The sequence below is a fragment of the Marinobacterium mangrovicola genome, assembly GCF_004339595.1.
GTDB classification, from domain to species: Bacteria; Pseudomonadota; Gammaproteobacteria; order Pseudomonadales; family Balneatricaceae; genus Marinobacterium_D; species Marinobacterium_D mangrovicola.
In genome coordinates this window covers 18,445-37,724 of the sequence record NZ_SMFU01000009.1, presented here as the reverse complement: position 1 = coordinate 37,724, position 19,280 = coordinate 18,445, and the positions used below count along the sequence as shown (strand labels likewise).

Below are 19,280 nucleotides of genomic sequence, written 5' to 3'. Positions count from 1 at the left end.
TTTAGAACCCCATCGGCCCGCGGCGTGCCTGGAACATGTTGCCTTCGCCGTTAGACATGCCGGTGACCACCTGGTCGCCTTCGCTGAGCCCCTCGGTGATCTGGGCGAACACCTTGTTATTGATGCCTACCTTGACCGGGCGGTATTCCAGTTTGCCCTCAGCCAGCACCGGCACCTGGTAGCCACTTTCACCGCGGCCAGCCGGCTTTTTCTGCAGGATCTGGGCGGGTACCAGCAGTGCGTTGTCCGCGTTGGCCAGCACGATGGAGACCTCGGCGGTCATGCCGATGCGCAGCACGCCCTCCGGGTTATCCACATCGAACAGGCCGTTGTAGTAGATCGCATCGCTGTCGCTGGCGCTCATATCGGCATCGTCGCCGTCCATTAGCGTGGGGCCGGGTTCGATGGCGCGCAGGGTGCCGCGATAGCGCTTGTCGGGCTGACCGAGAATGGTGAAGTAGGCTTCCTGACCCGGTTTGACGTTGATCACGTCGGCCTCCGAGATCTGCGCTTCCACGGTCATCTTATCCAGCTGCGCCATCTCGACGATGGTCGGGGTGCTCTGGTTGGCGTTGACGGTCTGGCCCTGTTCGACGGCGGTGTAGACCACGGTGCCGTCCATCGGTGCGGTGATCTCGGTATAGCCCAGGTCCAGCTTGGCGGTATCCACGCTGACCACGGCCTGTTCACGCTGGGCGTTCAACTGCTCAAGTTCGGCGCGATAGACGGTGAGGCTGGCGCGGGCGCTTTCGAAATCCGCCCGGGCGCTGGCGTTGGCCGCCTGCATCCGCTCCTGGCGTGCAAACTCCAGGCTGGCCTGTTCGATCTGTGCTTTCTTGGCGCGGATCTGGGCGTCGATGCTTTTCAGCGAGGCTTCGGCCTCTTTCAGATTGTTCTGCTGGCTGAGGCTGTCGATCTGGGCGATCAGATCGCCCTCCTTAACCTGTTCTCCAAGGGCGACTGCCAGGGATTCGATCTGGCCGGACACCTGGGCGCCCACATTAACCAGCCGGGAGGCCTGCAACATGCCGGTGGCGAGTACGGTCTGTTCTATCTGGCCTGTACGTACCGCTTCGGTGACGTAAGAGGGCGCGGGTTCAGCGCTGTAAACTGTGTATCCGTAGCTGACAGCGGCGACTAAACCGATGGCGGCCAAGCCGATGAGGCCAAATTTGGATGATCTGTTCATGAGGAGGGTGCAGTCCTGACAAGTGGAAATCCTTTCAGAATCTGCAGTATATCGATGTGACAGGGAGAGTTGTTGCGGTGAGACGTAAAGTTTTATTAAGAATCATTAACCTTTGGGTGTCACTATCAATAAGGACACCCAAAGATTGTCAGGCTTAACGCTTGCTTTCAAACAGGCGTGGATCCAGCGTATACGGGAGCTCCAGCAGGGTGAGCTTGGGTCCGCTGGCGGATTCCAGGTGGACCGTTGAGTTGTCCGCCTGCTCCTTGTTGATCACGGCCAGCAACTCATAGTTGTCGCCGTCGGTGGGGGCTGCAATCACTACCTGGCCGATATTTTCCTTGGCTTCGGAGTGTAGCGCCTGGCCGGGCTGCGGGCGTTCGCTGCTGCTGACTAGAGCGCGGTACATCGGCTTTTTCAGAATGCCGCGGTGCTGCAGGCGGGTGACTACTTCCTGGCCGGTGTAGCAGCCCTTGGTAAAGCTGACGCCGGAGAACACCTGCAGGTTGGTCATCTGCGGAATAAAGGCTTCGGAGGTGTCGGCACGCAGGTCGGGAACGCCTGCGCGTACCTCCTGCAGCAGCCAGTCATCGGTGCTGGCCAGCGTCGCATCAGCGCTCAGGCTGTCGAGCAGATCGATCGCCTGATCCGCCGGCAGCCAACATTCAAAGCGGTTCTCTCCCGGCAGTTTCACCACCAGAGAGTCGTTATCGACGCTGACGCCATCGACCTCTTCGGGTAGTGACGCGACGACCTTGGCGGCCAGCTTATGGGCACCGGGTCCAAACAGGCCGATACCGACCAGGGCTTCGTTCAGTTCCGCCTCTGCTTTGGAAAAGATGATGTACTTCTTCAGCGTGGTGAGTGCCTTGTCCGCATTGCTGGCATCGGTACGCAGGTGCAGTGTTTCCGGCGACTGCCGGATCACCCGGAACAGGCTGATCATATGGCCCTTGATGTTGCAGTGAGAGCCAAGGCGGCTGCCAATACGGTCCACGTCGGCGATATCGCAGCTCAGCTGTCCCTGAAGGAATTTTTCTGTTTCCGGGCCGTTGATGCTGATGATGCGCTGATGGGTCAGCGGCACCAGTGCTGTGTTTTCAGCGCTGAACGGGGCACTGGCTGTGGCCGCGCCCTGGTCGTCGAATGTGTAGCCGAGTGTCTGGAGTTTGTCCTGCCAGGCTGTAGTCATCTTTTCCCGCCTCGTAATCGATCTGTTAGCTGTTTGATGGGGCCGCAGGTTCGGATTTAAAGGTGGCGCCTTTAAACGTGCCGATGCGATGTCCCAGGGTGACGGTGGACAGGTGGGTGAGGCTTTCTTCCCACTCCAGTGCCTCAGGCCCGAAGGCGAGAATCACGGTGGAGCCCAGGTGGAAACGTCCCATCTCCTGTCCCTTCTCCAGTCGGATCGGGGCGGGTTCCGAGCGGCTGTAGAGTGTTTGTGGCTGGCGCGTTGCTGGCGCAACCTGACCGCCCCAGACCGTTTCGATACCGGCGACGATCATGGCGCCAACCAGCACCATCGCCATAGGACCGTACTCGGTATCGAAGATGGTGACAAGGCGCTCATTGTGGGCGAAGAGGTTATCCACACCCTCGGCGGTGGTGTTGTTCACCGAGTACAGATCGCCGGGAATATAGATCGCCTCGCGCAGGGTGCCGCTCACCGGCATATGCACACGATGGTAATCGCGCGGTGACAGATACAGGGTGGCAAAGCGGCCGTTGATAAACGGCTCCGCCCGTGACGGCGTACCGCCGAGCAGGGTGGTCAGGCTGTAGCCGCGGCCCTTGGCCTGAATCAGGCGGCCGTGCTGGATTAGTCCCGCCTGGCTGACGGCACCGTCGCAGGGAGAGACCAGTGCGTGGGCGTCTTCATCGATCGGACGCGCATCAGCCTTGAGGGCGCGGGTAAAGAAGTCGTTGAAATTGGCGTAAGCGCGGGGATCCTCCTCCAGCGCCTGGCTCATATCCACCTTGTAGTGTTTGCGGAACACTTCGATAAAGGTGTTCTTCACCCAGCGGATACGGCACTCGGCGATCATGCCGACCAGGCGCGACAGCAGGTGCTGGGGCAGCAGGTGCTGCAGCAGAATAAACAGTTTGTCTTTCAAGGGTCTCTCCATGGGCCGAGATGGCGGCCCTAAACTTAGCGTTCGACCGGCAGGTCCGGGGTGTTACCCCACTCGAACCAGGAACCATCGTAGCAACGAATATCATCCAGTCCCAACCAGCGGCCCACCAGCCAGGTCAGTCCCGAGCGGCGATGGGTCTGGCAGTGGGTGATGATGGTTTTGCCGGCGTCGATACCCGCGTCGGCAAGCAGTTGGCGCAGGCTGTCCTGGTCTCTAAGACGCGGCACAGGCCCCGCTTCAAGCAGGTCGGTCCACTCCAGCAGTTTGGCGCCAGGAATATGGCCGCCGACCTGGGCGTTGGTGATCTTCTCACCGCGGTATTCATCGCCACCGCGGGCGTCCCAGACGCAGAGGTCGCCATTGTCCAGGTGGGACAGAATCCAGGGGATATCGACCACCAGGTTGGTATCGTATTCAGCGTTAAAGCTTGTCGGCGTCGGCAGGTTGGCTTGGGTCTCAATCGTTTGCCCGGCAGCGGTCCAGCCAGCGAATTGGCCATTCAGGAAACTGGCCTGGTTGTGACCAGCGATCGCCAGGGTCCATATCATGCGCCCCGCCCAGGGGCCTTTCTGATCGTCATACACAACCACCTGGTGTTCCGGCTTCAGGCCGACCTCGGAGAACAGGGCGCTGAGCTGCTCCATGCTCGGCAGTTTATTCGGTACCGGTGCTTCGCCGCGCAGCAGGCGCTGGGGATTGACGTTGATGGCGCCAGGGATATGACCGGCCGCGTAGTTTTCGGCGCTGGAAAGGTCGATAACGAGCAGGTTCGGATCGCCCAGGTGGGCAGCCAGCTGTTCCGGTTCGATAACAAGCGGTAGATGGGTCAAAACGAAACTCCGTTAATTTGGTCGTGCGACATCAGGACGGTTTCTGGGCCGAAAGCGTTTTCAGTGCGCGGGTAGCGGCGCTGCAGAGAATACGGAAATGCTCCAGGTGGAATGCTTCCAGCGCGCTGTTGCTGCCCTGACGGTCGGCGTAAATAAGCGCCAGAGGCTGTTTGCCGCAGTAGATCGACATCATCAGGCAGTCATTCTGTTCCACCAGGCCTTGCAGCTCCGGGCTCAGGGTTTTGTGGATCTGCGCTCTGTTGGACTCATTAATATGCAACAGCGAGGGCTTTTCGCACAATCGTGAGAAGATGCTCGGTTGTGTCAGATCGATCTCCAGTTGCGATAGCGGCTCGGATGGGTCGACGCCTATCGCTTTGGCTGCACGCAGGGTGGAGGTGCGGGAGTTGATCAGACAGAGTGCCACCCGCTCCATGCCGAGGCCCCGGTTCAGTCCCTGAATCAGCCCCTGAAGAATATGTGCCTGCTTGGTGTAGAGCTCGTAGCCGTGACGGAAGCGGTCGAGAACTTGCTTGTAAATATGCGGATTCAGCAGCTCTGGCGGTTGCGGCTGCTCCTCTTCGACCTGGGGCTCTTCCGCCTGAGGTTCGACCGGCTCTGGGAAACGCGAGGCGTAGAGGTTCAGCTCCTTGTCGGTGAGGCGATGAGGCAGTTGACCGCCACCCGGTAGCAATAGCAGTTCTGCGGCTGGCATCATCACGCCGGGTACGTGGAACTCTCGCGCCGACAGGGCACAGTTACGATGCAGTCTTGCCATGGTGGCAGACAGCGGCTGATCCAGATAGTCGCCAATGATATCGAAGGTGCGCAGAGAGCGATCGCTGGTCCAGCTGCGGCTGACGTTGAGTGCCATCCAGTTGGCCAGCTTAACCGGGAAATAGTGCTGCTGGACCAGATGATTCAGCTCTCGCAGATCTTCCTCTTCGAGCCGCGGATCATTCAGCGCACGCATATGCAACTGCTTGATTTTGCTCAGCGACGGCGAGGTGTCATGATCCAGAGCCTTAACAGTGAGCTCATTCAGTTTCCAGCGGTCCGCCAGGGCCCGTCCCAGCTCCTGGGTCGTGCAGCCGAAAACCTGGCGCTCCATCTCGACCGGGCTGGCGTGCTCTTCCATAACGCCGACCTGGAAGCGGTGCTTATGCAGCGGGGCGTAAAGCCAGAGCATCCAGTGCACCAGACCGTAAAACAGCGCCGCCAGTCGTGCTTCTTCAGCGTAGGGCAGCTGTTTCAGCGACACCCAGTCGGCGACCTGTACCGAAGCGTGGTGGCTGGCAGCAACGGCACGGAAAAAGGAGCGCTCCGATACCGAGTGCGGGTGGACCTTCATGGTGTCCAGCTCGCGGATCAGGGTTTCGATGGCGCCAAAGCCCAGTGAAGCGATGGCGTGGTCGACGCTGGTGACGACACTGCCCTTGGCTTCATGGCGTGACTGCGCCAGACGGGTGACATGCAACGCCAGTACCGGGTCTTTGAGAACCTGGTGCCCGAGGCTGGCCAGCGTGGAATCGTCATTGGCCAGGGTATGCTTTAGCCGAACCAGCGAGCTGGTACGTACCGGAAGTGTTTTCTCTCCCAGGTAAGCGGTCCAGTCGTCGAGGCCAAAAAGATTTTTGCTGATCATAGGCTTGTGCCCGCCGTTACCGGCGGGAAACTTCCCTTAGCTGTCGCGAAGCTGTCCATCATCCAGTGAGGCCAGTATTTGTCGGTAGCTGTTGAAACGGGGCTCGCTGATCTCGCCCTCTTCCAGGGCCCGCTTGAAGGCGCAACCCGGCTCTTGTTCATGCTTGCAGTCGCGGAATTTGCACATCCCTCTGAGTTCACGCAGCTCAGGAAAACCGTCCAGCACCTGTTCCGCATCGATATGCCAGAGCGCGAACTCGCGGATTCCGGGGGAGTCGATCAGATCGCCGCCGTCGGGGAAATGGAACAGGCGCGCGGTGGTGGTGGTGTGGCGCCCCTTGCGGCTCTGTTCGGACAGCTCACCGACACGCAGGTCGATTCCCGGCAGCAGTTTGTTGATCAGTGATGACTTGCCCACCCCGGACTGACCAACGAACACGCTGATGCGGTTGTTGAGCAGGGTTTTGAGTTCATCCAGCCCGTGTTCTGCGGTGGTCGAGGCCTTGAGGACCCGGTAGCCGAGCTTCTCGTACTGTTCAAGCAGTGGCGGCATATAGGCGCCGGCCTCGGTGTCGAGCAGGTCGTACTTGTTCAGCAGCAGTACCGGCTCAATACCGCAGGCTTCGGCGGCGACCAGATAGCGATCGATCAGGTTGGCGTGGGCGCGGGGCTCCACCGCAAAGACGATGACGATAAAGTCGATGTTGGCCGCCACCGGTTTCAGTTCGCCCTGGTTGTTGGGGCGCTGCAGCTCGCTGCTACGGGGCTGGGTGGCGACAACCACTCCGCCGTCGTTGGACGCGCGCCAGACAACGCGGTCACCGGTGACCAGCTGGCCCAGGTTGGTGCGCATATGGCAGCGGTGAATATTGCCCGCCTCTTCGCCCTCCAGCGCCTCCACATCCACGCTGCGGCCAAAGTGAGAGATGATCAGTCCGGCCTGCTCCGGGCCGAGATCGCCTCCCTCGAGCTTGTCATCAAGGCGGTTATCTCGGCGTTCGGCGCGCTTTGCGCGCTCTGCCTGAATCTTTTCCACGCGCCAGGCTTGGCGCCTTGTCAGTTTGCGTTTCGCCATCGTTGCGGGCGTTGTCCCAGAGGCCAGTTATTTGATGTGCTAAGGTATTCTAAATTCGCTAGAATTTACAGCTTTGGACGGGGAGAGGGTGATATGGCGAAGGATCAGCGGCTGATCTGGGTCGATCTGGAAATGACCGGTTTGATACCGGAGAAAGATCGCATTATCGAGATGGCGGCCATCGTGACCGATGCGGATCTGAACCTGATCGCGGAAAGCCCCGTTATCTGCGTGCATCAGTCGGACGAACTGCTTGATGGCATGGACGAGTGGTGTACCCGTCAGCATGGCCAGTCGGGACTTACTGCCCGGGTCAAGGCCAGCGAGATCACCGAATCCCAGGCTGAGCAGACGATGCTCGATTTCCTTAAGCAGCACGTGGAAAAGGGTGTTTCCCCCATGTGCGGTAACAGCATTGGCCAGGATCGCCGCTTTCTTTACGCCTATATGCCGGAGCTCGAGTCTTACTTCCATTATCGCAATCTGGATGTCAGCACCATCAAGGAGCTGGCGCGTCGCTGGAAGCCTGAGGTTCTCGATGGCGTGAAGAAGAAAGGCTCACATCTGGCGCTGGACGATATTCGCGATTCCATTGAAGAGCTGCGCTACTACCGCGAGCATTTTTTCGCGCTCTAATCCCTGATAGTACTTTAACTATTGAGGTGTTAGTCCTTGATTCTGCGGGCACCCGGATGCTGCTGAATCGGCAGTGGCGCCGGTCCTGCCCTGGAGGCCAGTCGTTCCAGGGCCCAGTCGATATGCTCCTGCACCAGCGCAGACGCGCTTCCCCGGCGCTGCCTTAGCGCGCTTTCAACTCTCTCGCCGCCGCGGCTGTTGCCCAGGGCAACAGCCAGATTGCGCTGCCAGCCTTCAAAGCCCGTACGACGGATCGCCGAACCCTCGGTATTCTTGAGAAAGGTTTCCTCATCCCAGTTGAACAGCGTCAGTAGATCCACGTCGTCCAGGTTATGGCGCGGTTTGAAGTCCTCCTCCGCTGTGCGCTTGGCAAAGCGGTTCCAGGGGCAGATCAGCTGGCAGTCGTCACAGCCGAAGATGCGGTTGCCCATCAACGGGCGCAGCTCTTCAGGAATGGAGCCGTCGTATTCGATGGTCAAATAAGAGATGCAGCGCCTGGCATCGAGTACGCCCGCTTCCGGGAACGCGTTGGTTGGGCAGATATCCAGGCAGGCGTTGCAACGGCCGCAGTGGGACTCGGTTTCCGGTGCATCGATCGGCAGTGGCAGATTGGTAAACAGTTCTCCGAGGAAAAACAGCGATCCGGCCTGACGGTTCAGCAGCAGGGTGTGCTTGCCGATCCAGCCGATTCCGGCGTTGCGGGCCAGCGGGCGCTCCAGTATCGGCGCAGAATCCACAAAGGGGCGGAATTGAACGGCAGCCTCATCGCCGGCTTCGGCTGCCAGCCACTGCCCCAGTTGCTTCAAGCGTTTACGGATCAGTTTGTGGTAGTCGCGGCCCAGGGTGTAGCGTGCGATATACGCCTTGTCCGGGTTGGCCAGGGTCTTGAGCGTTGTGGTCTCGGGTGGCAGGTAATCCATACGCACCATAACGATCCGCTCGCAGCCGGGCACCAGTAGTTTAGGGTCTATCCGCTTGTCGAAATGCTGTTCCAGATACCCCATTTCACCCTGATAGCCGGCATCAAGCCACTGCTGCAGATGTTCTGCCTCGGCGGAGGCGTCCGGCAGGGTAATGGCGCATTGCTGAAATCCCAGTTCACGGGCGCGCTGTTTTAGACGCACTGCCAGTGAGCTTAGAGGTTCGGGCTGGTTTGCGTTTGCGATGGGCTGTTCCACTATAATGGCGTGCAGATCAGTGATGGGTGAAGGCCTATGAGCATCAATAGAGAAGCGTTGCCGAGCACATTATACACAGCGGAACAGTGCCGCGCGCTGGATCGGACCGCTATCGAACAGTTTGGTATCCCCGGTTTTCGCCTTATGCAGCGCGCCGGGCAGGCTGCCTGGGCGGTGATCGGGCAGCGCTGGCCGCAGCTGCGCAAAATTAGCATCGTTTGTGGTGCCGGCAATAACGGCGGCGATGGACTGGTGATCGCGGGGCTAGCCTGGCAGGCAGGTCTCGAGGTGCAGCTGGTTGTGGTCGGTGAGCGCTACGCGGAAAAACTGCGCGGCGAGGCGCTGGAAGCCTGGCAGTGGCTGTGTGGCTTTGGCGTCAAGGCAGATAGCTGGTATCCGGGGCTGGAATTGCACGGCGAGCTGATCGTTGATGCGCTGCTCGGTATTGGTCTCAGTGGCCAGGTACGGGGCGAAGCCGCCAGTGTGATCGCCCAGATTAACCGCTGTGAACAGCCGGTGCTGGCTGTGGATATTCCTTCAGGGCTCTGTGCCGACACCGGTGCCGAGTTGGGCATGGCGGTAGACGCGGATGTGACGGTTACCTTTATCGCGTTGAAACAGGGACTGTTGACCCATCAAGGCGTGGATCATGTGGGAGCCCTGCTGTTTGATGCACTGCTGCTTCCGGATGAGGTGTTCGAAGATGTGCCGGTTAGTGCCTTTCGTACCGATACCGAAGACCTGCGTGAGTTAATCCCTGCACGCCCGGCCTCTTCACATAAAGGGATGTACGGTCATCTGCTGGTGGTCGGTGGTGACCTCGGGATGGGTGGGGCCGCTTTGATGGCGGCTCAGTCTGCGTTGCGCACCGGCGCGGGGCTGGTCTCTCTGGCTACGCGCGAGGAGCACCGCATGGCGGCGCTGACCCGCGTGCCTGAGGTGATGTGTCACGGCATCGATGAAGCCGATGAACTTGAGCCTCTGCTGGCAAAGGCCGATGCGGTGGTGATTGGGCCGGGGCTCGGTCAGGGTGTATGGGGGCGTCGGCTGTTCGAGGCTGTACTGGAAAGTGATAAACCGATGCTGCTCGACGCCGATGCGCTGAATCTGCTGGCTCAGAGTGACTCGCCCCTGCCTGAGCATGACTGGGTGCTGACCCCTCACCCTGGTGAGGCTGCCCGGCTGCTCGATACCGATACGGCGGATATTCAGGCTAACCGCTTCGAGCAGGTGCGGGAACTTCAGAGCCGCTGCGGTGGCACAGTGGTATTGAAGGGCGCCGGTACGCTCAGTTGTGATGGCGACGTGATCCACCTCTGCAGCGACGGTAACCCCGGAATGGCGACGGCCGGTATGGGCGATGTGCTCAGTGGCATTATCGGCGGTGTGCTGGCGCGTGGCATGCCCTCAGTCGATGCGGCTCGGATTGGTGTGCTGGTTCATGCCCGCGCGGCTGATCTTTGTGCGCGGCAATTAGGTGCGTGCGGATTGCTGGCGACCGACCTTATGAATACCATTCCGCTGGTTATCAACGGGTTGGAAAAAAATGTCTGAATATTCGATTGAGCTGGTTGATGAGCCGGCGATGGTGGCCTTCGGTGAGCATCTGGCCGCCTGCTGTAAGGATGGCGCGGTCATTTTTCTGCATGGTGATCTGGGCATGGGGAAAACCACGCTGTCGCGCGGCGTATTGCGCGGTTGCGGTCATCAAGGTTCGGTTAAGAGTCCCACCTATACGCTGGTGGAACCGTACGAAACGCCCGCAGGCCCGGTCTACCATTTTGACCTCTATCGCCTGGGGGATCCGGAAGAGCTGGAGTTTCTTGGTATTCGCGACTATTTCGATGAGCGCTCACTGAGCCTGATTGAGTGGCCGGAGCGGGGGGAGGGGATTCTGCCCGTGGCGGATCTTGAGATCGAAATTAGCGCCGAGGGGACAGGCCGTCGGCTATCATGGCAATATAATACTGAAAAAGGCCGTAAATTGGCCGATAGTTTAAAATAGCGGTAAATTCGGCGTTATATAGCTTTTGCAGGGTATCTGTATTTCTGTTTACTGCAGTTTGGTAGCGCTGAAAGAAACGCCTGAAAATTGAAATATTCGCGTGAAGTGAAGGGGTAAAGAGGCTGGTGCGTATACTCACCGGAACGGTTCTGATGCTGACGCTAGCCTGGGCTCAGCTGGCTCAGGCCGTCACCAACATCGACAATATCCGTGCCTGGCAGGCGCCGGACAATATTCGTCTGGTGTTTGACCTCAATGCGCCTGTTACACACAAGGTGTTCATGCTGGATAACCCGCAACGCCTGGTTCTGGATATTGAGGATACCAAGCTGGACCTCAACGTTGATGCGCTGGGGCTGGCCAAAGGGCCGATTCAGAAAGTGCGCACCGGCAAGCGCGGCGATGGTATTCGTCTGGTGCTGGATCTGGATGGTGAGCAGATCAGCCCGAAAAGTTTCCAGCTGGCCCCCAACGATCAATATGGCCATCGCCTGGTGCTGGATCTGGCGCTTCCGGAAGCCGAAAAGGCTGAAAAAGCCAGTGTGGCTGAGAAACAGGAAGCCAATACCGGCCCGTTGCGCGATATCGTCGTTGCTGTGGATGCCGGGCATGGCGGTGAAGACCCCGGAGCGCTGGGTCCGGGTGGGTTGCGTGAAAAGAATGTGGTGTTGTCGATCGCCAAAGAGGTCGCCCGGTTGATTGATGCGGAGCCGGGCTATCGCGCTGAGCTGATTCGCGGCGGTGACTACTACGTGAGCCTGCGCGGTCGCACGCTCAAAGCACGCAAGATAAACGCCGACCTGTTTGTCTCTATCCACGCGGATGCGGCCCGTAACAAGAGTGCTCGTGGAGCATCGGTCTGGGTGCTGTCGGGGCGGGGAGCAAGCAGTGAAATGGGTCGCTGGCTGGCGCAGAAAGAAAATGGCGCCGACCTTATCGGTGGTGTGGGTAGCGTGAGCCTGGAAGACAAGGATGACCTCCTTGCCAGCGTGTTGCTGGATATGTCGATGACGGCAAGCCAGTCCAGCAGTCGCGAAGTGGCCAAGCGTGTGCACAGCAATATCGCTGGTTTTGCGCGGATGCATAAGAATCATGTCGAGCAGGCAGGTTTCGTGGTGCTCAAATCCCCTGATATTCCCTCCATCCTGGTGGAGACCGGTTTTATCTCCAACCCGGGAGAAGCCGCCAATCTGAAAAAGAGCAGTTATCAGAAGCAGATGGCGAGAGCCATCGTTGGTGGTGTCAAAGCGCATTTCTGGGATCGGCCGCCGAGCCGCACCCATATCGCGGCCCGCAAGCGCGCTGGCGAAACCCTGGCCGGTGTCGAGAGTACCTACAGGGTGGCTCCTGGTGATACGCTCTCGGTTATCGCCGTACGTAACGGCATTTCTCTGGATCAACTGCGTCGCGCCAACGAGCTGCGCGGTGATAGGATCCGTGTAGGTCAGGTGTTAAAAATACCGGCCAGCTAAGTGCAGTTTCTTCTTCCCGCTTTAACTCCTCAGGCACAGATTTTATGAGTCGTATTCACCTGCTCTCACCGCAGCTGGCGAACCAGATCGCCGCCGGTGAGGTCGTCGAACGTCCCGCTTCCGTCGTTAAAGAGCTGCTGGAAAACAGCCTCGATGCCGGTGCCACCAAAATCGATGTGGATGTGGAGCAGGGCGGCATCAAGTTGATCCGGCTGCGTGATGATGGTGGCGGTATCGAGAAGTCGGATCTGGCGCTGGCATTGAGCCGTCATGCGACCTCCAAGATTGTTCAGCTGGAAGACCTGGAAGCGGTCGCCAGTCTCGGCTTTCGTGGCGAGGCGCTGGCGTCGATCAGCTCGGTGGCGCGCTTGACCCTGACCTCCCGCACCGAAGATCAGGACGCTGCCTGGCAGGTGCGTGCCGAGGGGCGTGATATGGAGGCGGTGCTGGAGCCCGCAGCACATCCCCGTGGGACGACTGTTGAGGTGCGCGACCTGTTCTTCAATACGCCGGCACGGCGCAAGTTTATGAAGAAAGAGCAGACCGAGTTTCGTCATCTCGAAGAGGTGATCAAGCGGATGGCGCTAAGCCGGTTCGATGTCTCGTTTAACCTGCAGCACAACGGTCGTCGGGTACAACAGCTGCGCCCGGTGGATAGCGAGCAGGCGCGAGAGCGACGTCTGGCATCTCTGCTGGGTGGCAATTTTATCGAACAGGCGGTGCATCTGGATGTGAGTGCGGAAGCTTCGGGCCTGCGTCTTTGGGGCTGGATCGGTCTGCCCACCTATTCACGCAGCCAGGCTGACCAGCAGTACTTTTTTGTTAACGGTCGCATCATCCGCGATAAGGTCGTAACCCACGCGGTACGCCAAGCCTACAGCGATGTGCTGTTCCACGGCCGGCACCCGGCCTTTGTGCTCTATCTCGAGCTGGATCCGGCACTGGTGGATGTGAACGTTCACCCCACCAAACATGAGGTGCGATTCCGCGAATCGCGCCTGGTGCATGATTTTATCTTCCGGACCCTGCATCGTGTGATTGGCGATCTTCGTCCCAAGGACGCGGTGCCTGCCGGTGCCGGTGAAACGGCGTCAGGTGAGGCAGGTGCGCCGGCGATGGCGATGCAGTCGGCGCCAGGCAGTGTCTCGGGTGAAGGGAGCTTTAGTCAGGGGCGGATGCCGCTGTATCAGTCTTCCGACAACTATCAGTCTTCCGGTAATAGCCAGTCCTCTGGAAATTACGGCCAGCCGGCTGGAAGTTACGGCAGCTATGGCGGCTCGGCGGGCTCTGCCTCTGCGGTGAGAGAGCAGATATCTGCCTATGCCGACCTGCACACCCCCGCTACGCCTAATCAAGGGCGGCCAGGTATGCCGATGCCGGAGGACGATGCCGAGAAGGCGCCGCCGCTTGGCTATGCGATTGCTCAGTTGCACGGTGTTTATGTGCTGGCGCAGAACGAGATAGGCCTGGTGCTGGTGGATATGCACGCGGCCCATGAGCGTATCGTCTATGAGCGGATGAAGACCGCCTGGAATGAGGACCGGGTGCGCTCCCAGCCCCTGTTGGTGCCGGTGAGTCTAAGCGTCAGCGAACGAGAGGCGGATCTGGCGGAGGAACAGCCCGAACTGTTCCAGCGCCTGGGCTTCAGGCTTGAGCGCATGGGAGCGGATACGCTGACCGTAAGAGAAGTGCCAGTGTCTCTTGCCAAAGCGGATGCACCTCAGCTGGTGCGTGACGTGCTGGCCGACCTGGTGGTGTTTGGCAGCAGTCGGCGCATCGAAGAGAGTATCAATGAGCTGCTCGGAACCATGGCCTGTCACGGTGCCGTGCGCGCCAACCGCCAACTGAGCATCCCCGAGATGAACGCCCTGCTGCGTGATATGGAAGCTACCGAGCGCAGTGGCCAGTGCAACCATGGTCGTCCGACCTGGACCCAGCTGTCGATGAATGAGCTGGACAAACTTTTCTTGCGAGGCCAGTGATCTTGGCGGATAAACTCCCACCGGCGATTTTTCTGATGGGGCCGACGGCGTCTGGAAAAACAGCGCTGGCTATGCACCTGTTCGATAATCTTCCCTGTGAGCTGATCAGTGTCGATTCGGCGTTGATCTATCGTGGCATGGATATAGGCACCGCCAAACCAGAGCCCGAGGAGCTGGTAAGTTATCCCCATCGGCTGATCGATATCCGTGATCCTGCGGAAAGCTATTCGGCGGCGGAGTTTCGTGAAGACGCCCTGGCGGCCATGGCCGACATCAGTTCTGCCGGAAAAATACCGGTGCTGGTCGGCGGTACCATGCTCTATTTCAATGCCCTGCAGAAGGGATTGGCGCGGCTGCCGGAAGCTAATGCCGAACTTCGCGCCGAGCTTGAAGCCGATGCTGAGCGTCTCGGCTGGCCTGCCATGCATGAGCGTCTGGCAAAGCTGGATCCGGCTGCCGGAGAGAGGCTGAAGCCTACCGATTCCCAGCGTATAGAGCGTGCACTGGAAGTGGTGTTGCTGACCGGCAAGCCGATCAGCGAACACTGGGCGGAGCAGGGCGAGGCGGCGTTGCCCTATGATCTTTTGCCGTTGGCGCTGATGCCCGCTGATCGATCGCGTCTGCATCAGCGTATAGAACAGCGCTTTGACCTGATGCTGGAGCAGGGCTTTGAGCAGGAAGTGTTGAAGTTGCATGAGCGTCAGGATCTTACGCCAGACCTGCCATCGATCCGCTGTGTCGGTTACCGCCAGATGTGGGACTACATTGAGGGCCGGCTGAGCTATGATGAAATGAGGTATCGCGGTATTGTTGCGACCCGCCAGCTGGCGAAACGTCAGCTAACTTGGCTGCGCGGTTGGCAGGGGGTGCAATGGCTGGATAGTGAGGCGGATAAATTACTGGAATCTGTCTTGAAACTGGCCGAGGCAAACACTATATAATGGAAGGCTTGTCGCGGGTGCGAGTCTGGCCGGTATTTCGGCCTACTGTCCTGGCGCAACCTATTACAACTAAACGTTTTTGTTCTTTTTTGGGAAGGAGTTTGCAATGTCAAAAGGGCAGTCTTTACAAGACCCTTATCTGAATGTGCTGCGCAAGGAGCGTATTCCGGTATCCATCTTTCTGGTCAACGGTATCAAACTGCAGGGGCAGATCGAATCTTTCGATCAGTTCGTGATTCTGCTGAAAAACACTGTTAGCCAGATGGTTTATAAACACGCCATTTCTACCGTTGTTCCGTCGCGTCCGGTGAAACTGCCGCAGGGCGACGAAAAGGCGGCAGACTGAGGTCCTAATTGTTTTTCGAACGTCCCGAATCGGGCGAGATAGCGATTCTCGTCCACATTGAGCTGTCCTCAGATGCGGATAGCGAAGATCCCCGGGAGCTGGAAGAGCTAGCGCTCTCAGCAGGTGCAGATCCGGTCGCATTTTTGACCGGGTCCCGTGCCGATCCCAGTCCTAAATTCTTTCTCGGTGCAGGTAAGGTCGACGAGTTGCGGGCTTTGGTGCAGTCGCATCAAGCTGAACTTGTGATCTTCAACCATGCGCTGAGCCCCGGTCAGGAGCGAAATCTCGAGCGCGAGATTCAGTGTCGTGTACTCGACCGTACCGGGCTTATTCTCGATATCTTTGCCCAGCGTGCCCGCACCCACGAAGGTAAGCTCCAGGTGGAGCTGGCCCAGCTTGAGCATATGTCCACCCGGCTGGTACGTGGTTGGACTCACCTTGAACGTCAGAAAGGTGGTATCGGCTTGCGCGGCCCGGGTGAAACCCAGCTTGAGACCGACCGTCGCCTGTTGCGGGCCCGTATCAAGTCGATTCAGAAACGGCTCGAGAAAGTGCGTACGCAGCGCGAGCAGGGTCGGCGTGCGCGGCAGCGTGCAGAAGTGCCTACCGTATCGCTGGTGGGATACACCAACGCCGGTAAGTCCACTCTGTTCAACCGTATTACCGACTCTGGCGTCTATGCTGCGGACCAGCTGTTCGCGACTCTCGACCCGACGCTGCGCCGGATCGAGCTGGACGATGTGGGGCCAGCGATCCTGGCGGACACCGTGGGCTTTATCAAGCATCTGCCGCACAAGCTCGTAGAGTCTTTCCGCGCCACGTTACAGGAAACCGTGGAAGCGACGTTGCTGCTGCATGTGATCGACTGTCAGGACGAAGAGCGGCAGGATCATATCGATCAGGTGCATAACGTGCTTGATGAGATCGGCGCCGATGAGGTGCCTGCGTTGCAGGTCTTCAATAAGATTGATCTTCTCCCGGGTCAGGGCGCTCGCGTCGACCGTGACGAAGAGGGTGTGCCGCGCCGTGTCTGGTTGTCTGCACAGACCGGAGAGGGTATAGAGCTGTTGATGGATGCCGTGCGTGAGCGTCTCAGCGGTGACATGTTCCACGATACCCTCAGTCTGACGCCAGAGCAGGGTCAGTTCCGCGCTCGTCTTTATGCCCAGGGTGCGGTGGTCAATGAACGGATAGAGGATGACGGCCGTATGTCTCTGGAAGTGAGGATGCCGATGCGTGATATTCGACAGCTCCTCAGTCGCCTGAGTATCCCGGCGGAACGTTATCTGCCCGAGCCTGTCCACGAAGAAGATCTCTGGTAGAACAAAAAATACCCGGGCGGGGTGCACTGAGGGCGAAGCTGCTTTAGGCTGGTGCTCAGTTGCGCGGATGCGCGGGTATCCCTAGAATTTTCAAAAATATAACGCCCTTACAACGACGGAGAACTGTATGGCCTGGAATGAGCCTGGCGGGAATGGCAATAACCATGACCCCTGGAGCAGTGGCGGCGATAAGAACCGCGGTAAACGCGGACAGGATCAGGGGCCGCCTGATCTGGATGAGGCACTGCGCAAGCTGCAGGACCGGATGAATTCACTCTTTGGTGGCGGTAAGCGTCGCGGCAGCGGTTCGGGTGGTAGCTCGGGCGGTAAAGGCGGCGGTTTCGGCTTCCTGATCGTGATCGCAGTGGTTGCTGCGCTATTCTGGGCCGGTATGGGCTTCTACACCGTGGATCAGCCCGAGCGCGGTGTTGTACTGCGTCTGGGTAAGTTCTATGAAACGGTAAACCCCGGTCTGCAGTGGAATCCGCCGCTTATCGATGACGTCACCAAGGTCAACACCGAGATGGTGCGTACACATAATCACGATTCCCAGATGCTGACTGAAGACGAAAACATCGTTTACGTCGATCTGACCGTGCAGTACGTGGCGACCGATCCGAAAGCGTTCATCCTCAATGTGCGTGATCCGGAGCAGAGCCTTTCCCATGCGGCTGAATCGGCGCTGCGTCATGTTGTGGGTACCACCGAACTTCACTCCATCCTGACCGAGGGTCGTGAGACTCTGGGTATCCAGGTGCAGGAGCGTCTGCAGCGTTATATGGAGTTCTACGGCACCGGTATCAATATCATTCAGGTCAACATCAAGAACGCCCAGGCTCCAAGTCAGGTGCAGGACGCGTTTGATGACGTGATCAAAGCGCGTGAAGATGAGCAGCGTGTGATCAACGAAGCTCAGACCTACGCCAATGGTGTGGTTCCTGAAGCGCGTGGTGAAGCTCAGCGTATTATCGAAGAAGCTAACGCCTACCGCGAAGAGATCGTTGCCCGTGCGACCGGTGAAGCTAACCGCTTTACGGCCCTGGAGAAAGAGTACGCCAAGGCGCCGGAAATTACCCGTCAGCGCCTCTACCTGGAAACCATGCAGGAAGTGCTCGGCAAAACACCGAAGGTGCTGGTTGATGTCGAAGGTGGCAACAACATGATGTACCTGCCGCTCGATAAGCTGATGGAAAAACAGGATAGCGTTCGCGACAGCAGTGGTCGTCCGCTTCGTCTGGATGATGCCAGTCTGAAAGCCATTACCGACCAGGTGATGGAGCAGGCTCGTCAGCGCCAGAATTCTTCCACCACTACACGGGAGGGTCGCTAATGAACGCTCGATCGCTCTATTTACTGATCGCCGTGCTAGTCGTGGTGATGATCGGCTCCAAGTCGGTCTATATCGTCAAAGAGACCGAGCGCGCCGTTAAGCTGCGTTTCGGTGAGATCGTCGATGGCGATATCCAGCCGGGTCTTCATTTCAAGATCCCGTTCGTCAACACCGTGCGTACTTTTGACGCCCGTGTTCAGACTCTGGATGCGCGTCCGCAGTCCTTCCTGACACTGGAGAAGAAGCGTTTGATCGTGGACTCTTTCGTGAAGTGGAAGATCGCAGATCCGACCAAGTACTACACCTCTATCTCCGGTGATATGTTCCAGGCCTCTGAGCGTCTGGCTAACAACATCGAAGAAGAGCTGCGTAACCAGTTCGGTGAGCGTACTGTAACCGAGGTAATCTCTGGCGAGCGTGAAGAGCTGATGGACGCGGTTATCCGCGACCTGAGTCGTCGTGCCGATGAGCAGTTCGGTATCGAAATCATCGATGTACGCGTGAAGCGAATCGATCTGCCGACAGAGGTTTCCTCTTCCGTGTATCAGCGTATGCGTACCGAACGTCAGCGTCTGGCGCGTGAGCTGCGTGCCCGCGGTCAGGAACTGGCAGAGGGTATACGTGCGGATGCGGATCGTCAGCGTACCGTTATCCTGGCGGAAGCCTACCGCGAGTCTGAAGAGACTCGAGGTGAGGGTGATGCGCAGGCGGCAAGCATCTATGCAGAAGCCTATTCGGCGGATGAAGAGTTCTACAGCTTCAACCGCAGTCTGCAGGCCTACCGCGATACCTTTAAAGGTGGCGGTGATGTGATGCTGCTGGAACCGGATTCGGAATTCTTCCGTTATCTGGATGATGCGCGTCCGCCGGCAAGAGGCACCACGCAGCCATAGTGCAAAACAGAAATCGGGTGCCCTTGGCGCCCGATTTCGTGGTAGTATTCGTTAACCGGGTCGAGGCCCGGTTTTTTTGTGGACTTTAGGTGAGTAATGGTCGATCTCTGGCGCGAATTATTGATCGCGTTCTGTCTGGTGTTGGTGATTGAGGGCGTCCTGCCTTTTCTATACCCCCAGCGTTGGCGTCGGCTGGTTGCCAAGCTGGCTTATGTTCCGGATTTGTCACTCAGAGTGGCGGGATTCGTATCGATGTTGCTTGGCGTAGCGCTGCTTTATCTGGTCCACTGATATCAAGAGTT

General features: G+C 58.6%; 18 protein-coding genes. 11 read left to right on the top strand and 7 right to left on the bottom strand.

The window, feature by feature from the left end:
* Window position 1 precedes the first annotated feature (1 nt).
* The 6 genes from CLV83_RS12600 to rsgA all read right to left on the bottom strand — a co-directional run bounded on the left by CLV83_RS12600 (window position 2) and on the right by rsgA (window position 6,873).
* Window positions 2–1,189: an efflux RND transporter periplasmic adaptor subunit gene (locus CLV83_RS12600; protein ID WP_132292852.1), complete on the bottom strand. Its 1,188-nt coding sequence runs from the start codon at window positions 1,187–1,189 to the stop codon at window positions 2–4.
* A 154-nt stretch (window positions 1,190–1,343) separates the two neighbouring features.
* On the bottom strand, window positions 1,344–2,381 hold the full coding sequence (gene ygfZ, locus CLV83_RS12595; protein ID WP_132292849.1) for a CAF17-like 4Fe-4S cluster assembly/insertion protein YgfZ: 1,038 nt from the start codon (window positions 2,379–2,381) through the stop codon (window positions 1,344–1,346).
* Window positions 2,382–2,406: 25 nt separating this feature from the next.
* Window positions 2,407–3,303, bottom strand: a complete 897-nt coding sequence (gene asd / locus CLV83_RS12590) for an archaetidylserine decarboxylase (RefSeq protein ID WP_132292846.1) — start codon at window positions 3,301–3,303, stop codon at window positions 2,407–2,409.
* Between the two features lie 35 nt (window positions 3,304–3,338).
* Entirely contained in the window at window positions 3,339–4,154 is an 816-nt protein-coding gene (locus tag CLV83_RS12585; RefSeq protein ID WP_132292843.1) for a sulfurtransferase, read from the bottom strand.
* Window positions 4,155–4,185: 31 nt separating this feature from the next.
* Window positions 4,186–5,799: an HDOD domain-containing protein gene (locus CLV83_RS12580; RefSeq protein WP_132292840.1), complete on the bottom strand. Its 1,614-nt coding sequence runs from the start codon at window positions 5,797–5,799 to the stop codon at window positions 4,186–4,188.
* A gap of 36 nt (window positions 5,800–5,835) precedes the next feature.
* Window positions 5,836–6,873, bottom strand: coding sequence for a small ribosomal subunit biogenesis GTPase RsgA (gene rsgA / locus CLV83_RS12575; protein ID WP_132292837.1), 1,038 nt, complete (start codon window positions 6,871–6,873; stop codon window positions 5,836–5,838).
* 93 nt (window positions 6,874–6,966) lie between these two features.
* Here rsgA and orn point away from each other — a divergent pair, with 93 nt between their 5' ends.
* Complete coding sequence (gene orn / locus CLV83_RS12570) at window positions 6,967–7,509, top strand: oligoribonuclease (RefSeq protein WP_132292834.1); 543 nt, start codon at window positions 6,967–6,969, stop codon at window positions 7,507–7,509.
* A gap of 29 nt (window positions 7,510–7,538) precedes the next feature.
* Here the strand turns inward: orn and queG are convergent, their stop codons facing one another.
* Window positions 7,539–8,633: a tRNA epoxyqueuosine(34) reductase QueG gene (queG, locus tag CLV83_RS12565; RefSeq protein ID WP_243642382.1), complete on the bottom strand. Its 1,095-nt coding sequence runs from the start codon at window positions 8,631–8,633 to the stop codon at window positions 7,539–7,541.
* Window positions 8,634–8,723: 90 nt separating this feature from the next.
* Here queG and CLV83_RS12560 point away from each other — a divergent pair, with 90 nt between their 5' ends.
* The 10 genes from CLV83_RS12560 (at window position 8,724) to CLV83_RS12515 (ending at window position 19,269) form a co-directional block, all read left to right on the top strand.
* The gene (locus tag CLV83_RS12560) at window positions 8,724–10,241 is read left to right on the top strand and encodes an NAD(P)H-hydrate dehydratase (RefSeq protein WP_132292831.1); all 1,518 of its coding nucleotides are present in this window, start codon (window positions 8,724–8,726) and stop codon (window positions 10,239–10,241) included.
* Window positions 10,234–10,692 carry a tRNA (adenosine(37)-N6)-threonylcarbamoyltransferase complex ATPase subunit type 1 TsaE gene (gene tsaE, locus CLV83_RS12555; RefSeq protein ID WP_132292828.1) on the top strand — a complete coding sequence of 153 codons (459 nt, stop codon included), beginning with the start codon at window positions 10,234–10,236 and terminating at the stop codon, window positions 10,690–10,692. The genes CLV83_RS12560 and tsaE overlap by 8 nt, the downstream gene beginning before the upstream one ends.
* Before the next feature lie 125 nt (window positions 10,693–10,817).
* The gene (locus tag CLV83_RS12550) at window positions 10,818–12,164 is read left to right on the top strand and encodes an N-acetylmuramoyl-L-alanine amidase (RefSeq protein WP_341540380.1); all 1,347 of its coding nucleotides are present in this window, start codon (window positions 10,818–10,820) and stop codon (window positions 12,162–12,164) included.
* Between the two features lie 44 nt (window positions 12,165–12,208).
* On the top strand, window positions 12,209–14,146 hold the full coding sequence (mutL, locus tag CLV83_RS12545) for a DNA mismatch repair endonuclease MutL (protein WP_132292825.1): 1,938 nt from the start codon (window positions 12,209–12,211) through the stop codon (window positions 14,144–14,146).
* Window positions 14,147–14,148: 2 nt separating this feature from the next.
* Entirely contained in the window at window positions 14,149–15,087 is a 939-nt protein-coding gene (gene miaA / locus CLV83_RS12540) for a tRNA (adenosine(37)-N6)-dimethylallyltransferase MiaA (protein ID WP_132292822.1), read from the top strand.
* Between the two features lie 106 nt (window positions 15,088–15,193).
* A complete protein-coding gene (gene hfq, locus CLV83_RS12535; protein ID WP_027854732.1) occupies window positions 15,194–15,433 on the top strand; it encodes an RNA chaperone Hfq in 240 nt (79 codons plus the stop codon).
* 8 nt (window positions 15,434–15,441) lie between these two features.
* On the top strand, window positions 15,442–16,755 hold the full coding sequence (gene hflX, locus CLV83_RS12530; RefSeq protein WP_132292819.1) for a ribosome rescue GTPase HflX: 1,314 nt from the start codon (window positions 15,442–15,444) through the stop codon (window positions 16,753–16,755).
* 127 nt (window positions 16,756–16,882) lie between these two features.
* Entirely contained in the window at window positions 16,883–18,085 is a 1,203-nt protein-coding gene (hflK, locus tag CLV83_RS12525) for an FtsH protease activity modulator HflK (protein ID WP_132292816.1), read from the top strand.
* Window positions 18,085–18,978 carry a protease modulator HflC gene (gene hflC / locus CLV83_RS12520; RefSeq protein ID WP_132292813.1) on the top strand — a complete coding sequence of 298 codons (894 nt, stop codon included), beginning with the start codon at window positions 18,085–18,087 and terminating at the stop codon, window positions 18,976–18,978. Before hflK ends, hflC begins: the two co-directional genes overlap by 1 nt.
* A 96-nt stretch (window positions 18,979–19,074) precedes the next feature.
* The gene (locus CLV83_RS12515; RefSeq protein ID WP_132292810.1) at window positions 19,075–19,269 is read left to right on the top strand and encodes a DUF2065 domain-containing protein; all 195 of its coding nucleotides are present in this window, start codon (window positions 19,075–19,077) and stop codon (window positions 19,267–19,269) included.
* Window positions 19,270–19,280: the final 11 nt, after the last annotated feature.

Bases quoted from the DNA above. Each gene is read 5' to 3' on its own strand.
- CLV83_RS12600 (WP_132292852.1), bottom strand. From the start codon at position 1,189: ATGAACAGATCATCCAAATTTGGCCTCATCGGCTTGGCCGCCATCGGT.
- ygfZ (WP_132292849.1), bottom strand. From the start codon at position 2,381: ATGACTACAGCCTGGCAGGACAAACTCCAGACACTCGGCTACACATTC.
- CLV83_RS12580 (WP_132292840.1), bottom strand. From the start codon at position 5,799: ATGATCAGCAAAAATCTTTTTGGCCTCGACGACTGGACCGCTTACCTG.
- rsgA (WP_132292837.1), bottom strand. From the start codon at position 6,873: ATGGCGAAACGCAAACTGACAAGGCGCCAAGCCTGGCGCGTGGAAAAG.
- orn (WP_132292834.1), top strand. From the start codon at position 6,967: ATGGCGAAGGATCAGCGGCTGATCTGGGTCGATCTGGAAATGACCGGT.
- CLV83_RS12560 (WP_132292831.1), top strand. From the start codon at position 8,724: ATGAGCATCAATAGAGAAGCGTTGCCGAGCACATTATACACAGCGGAA.
- tsaE (WP_132292828.1), top strand. From the start codon at position 10,234: ATGTCTGAATATTCGATTGAGCTGGTTGATGAGCCGGCGATGGTGGCC.
- mutL (WP_132292825.1), top strand. From the start codon at position 12,209: ATGAGTCGTATTCACCTGCTCTCACCGCAGCTGGCGAACCAGATCGCC.
- hfq (WP_027854732.1), top strand. From the start codon at position 15,194: ATGTCAAAAGGGCAGTCTTTACAAGACCCTTATCTGAATGTGCTGCGC.
- hflK (WP_132292816.1), top strand. From the start codon at position 16,883: ATGGCCTGGAATGAGCCTGGCGGGAATGGCAATAACCATGACCCCTGG.
- hflC (WP_132292813.1), top strand. From the start codon at position 18,085: ATGAACGCTCGATCGCTCTATTTACTGATCGCCGTGCTAGTCGTGGTG.
- CLV83_RS12515 (WP_132292810.1), top strand. From the start codon at position 19,075: ATGGTCGATCTCTGGCGCGAATTATTGATCGCGTTCTGTCTGGTGTTG.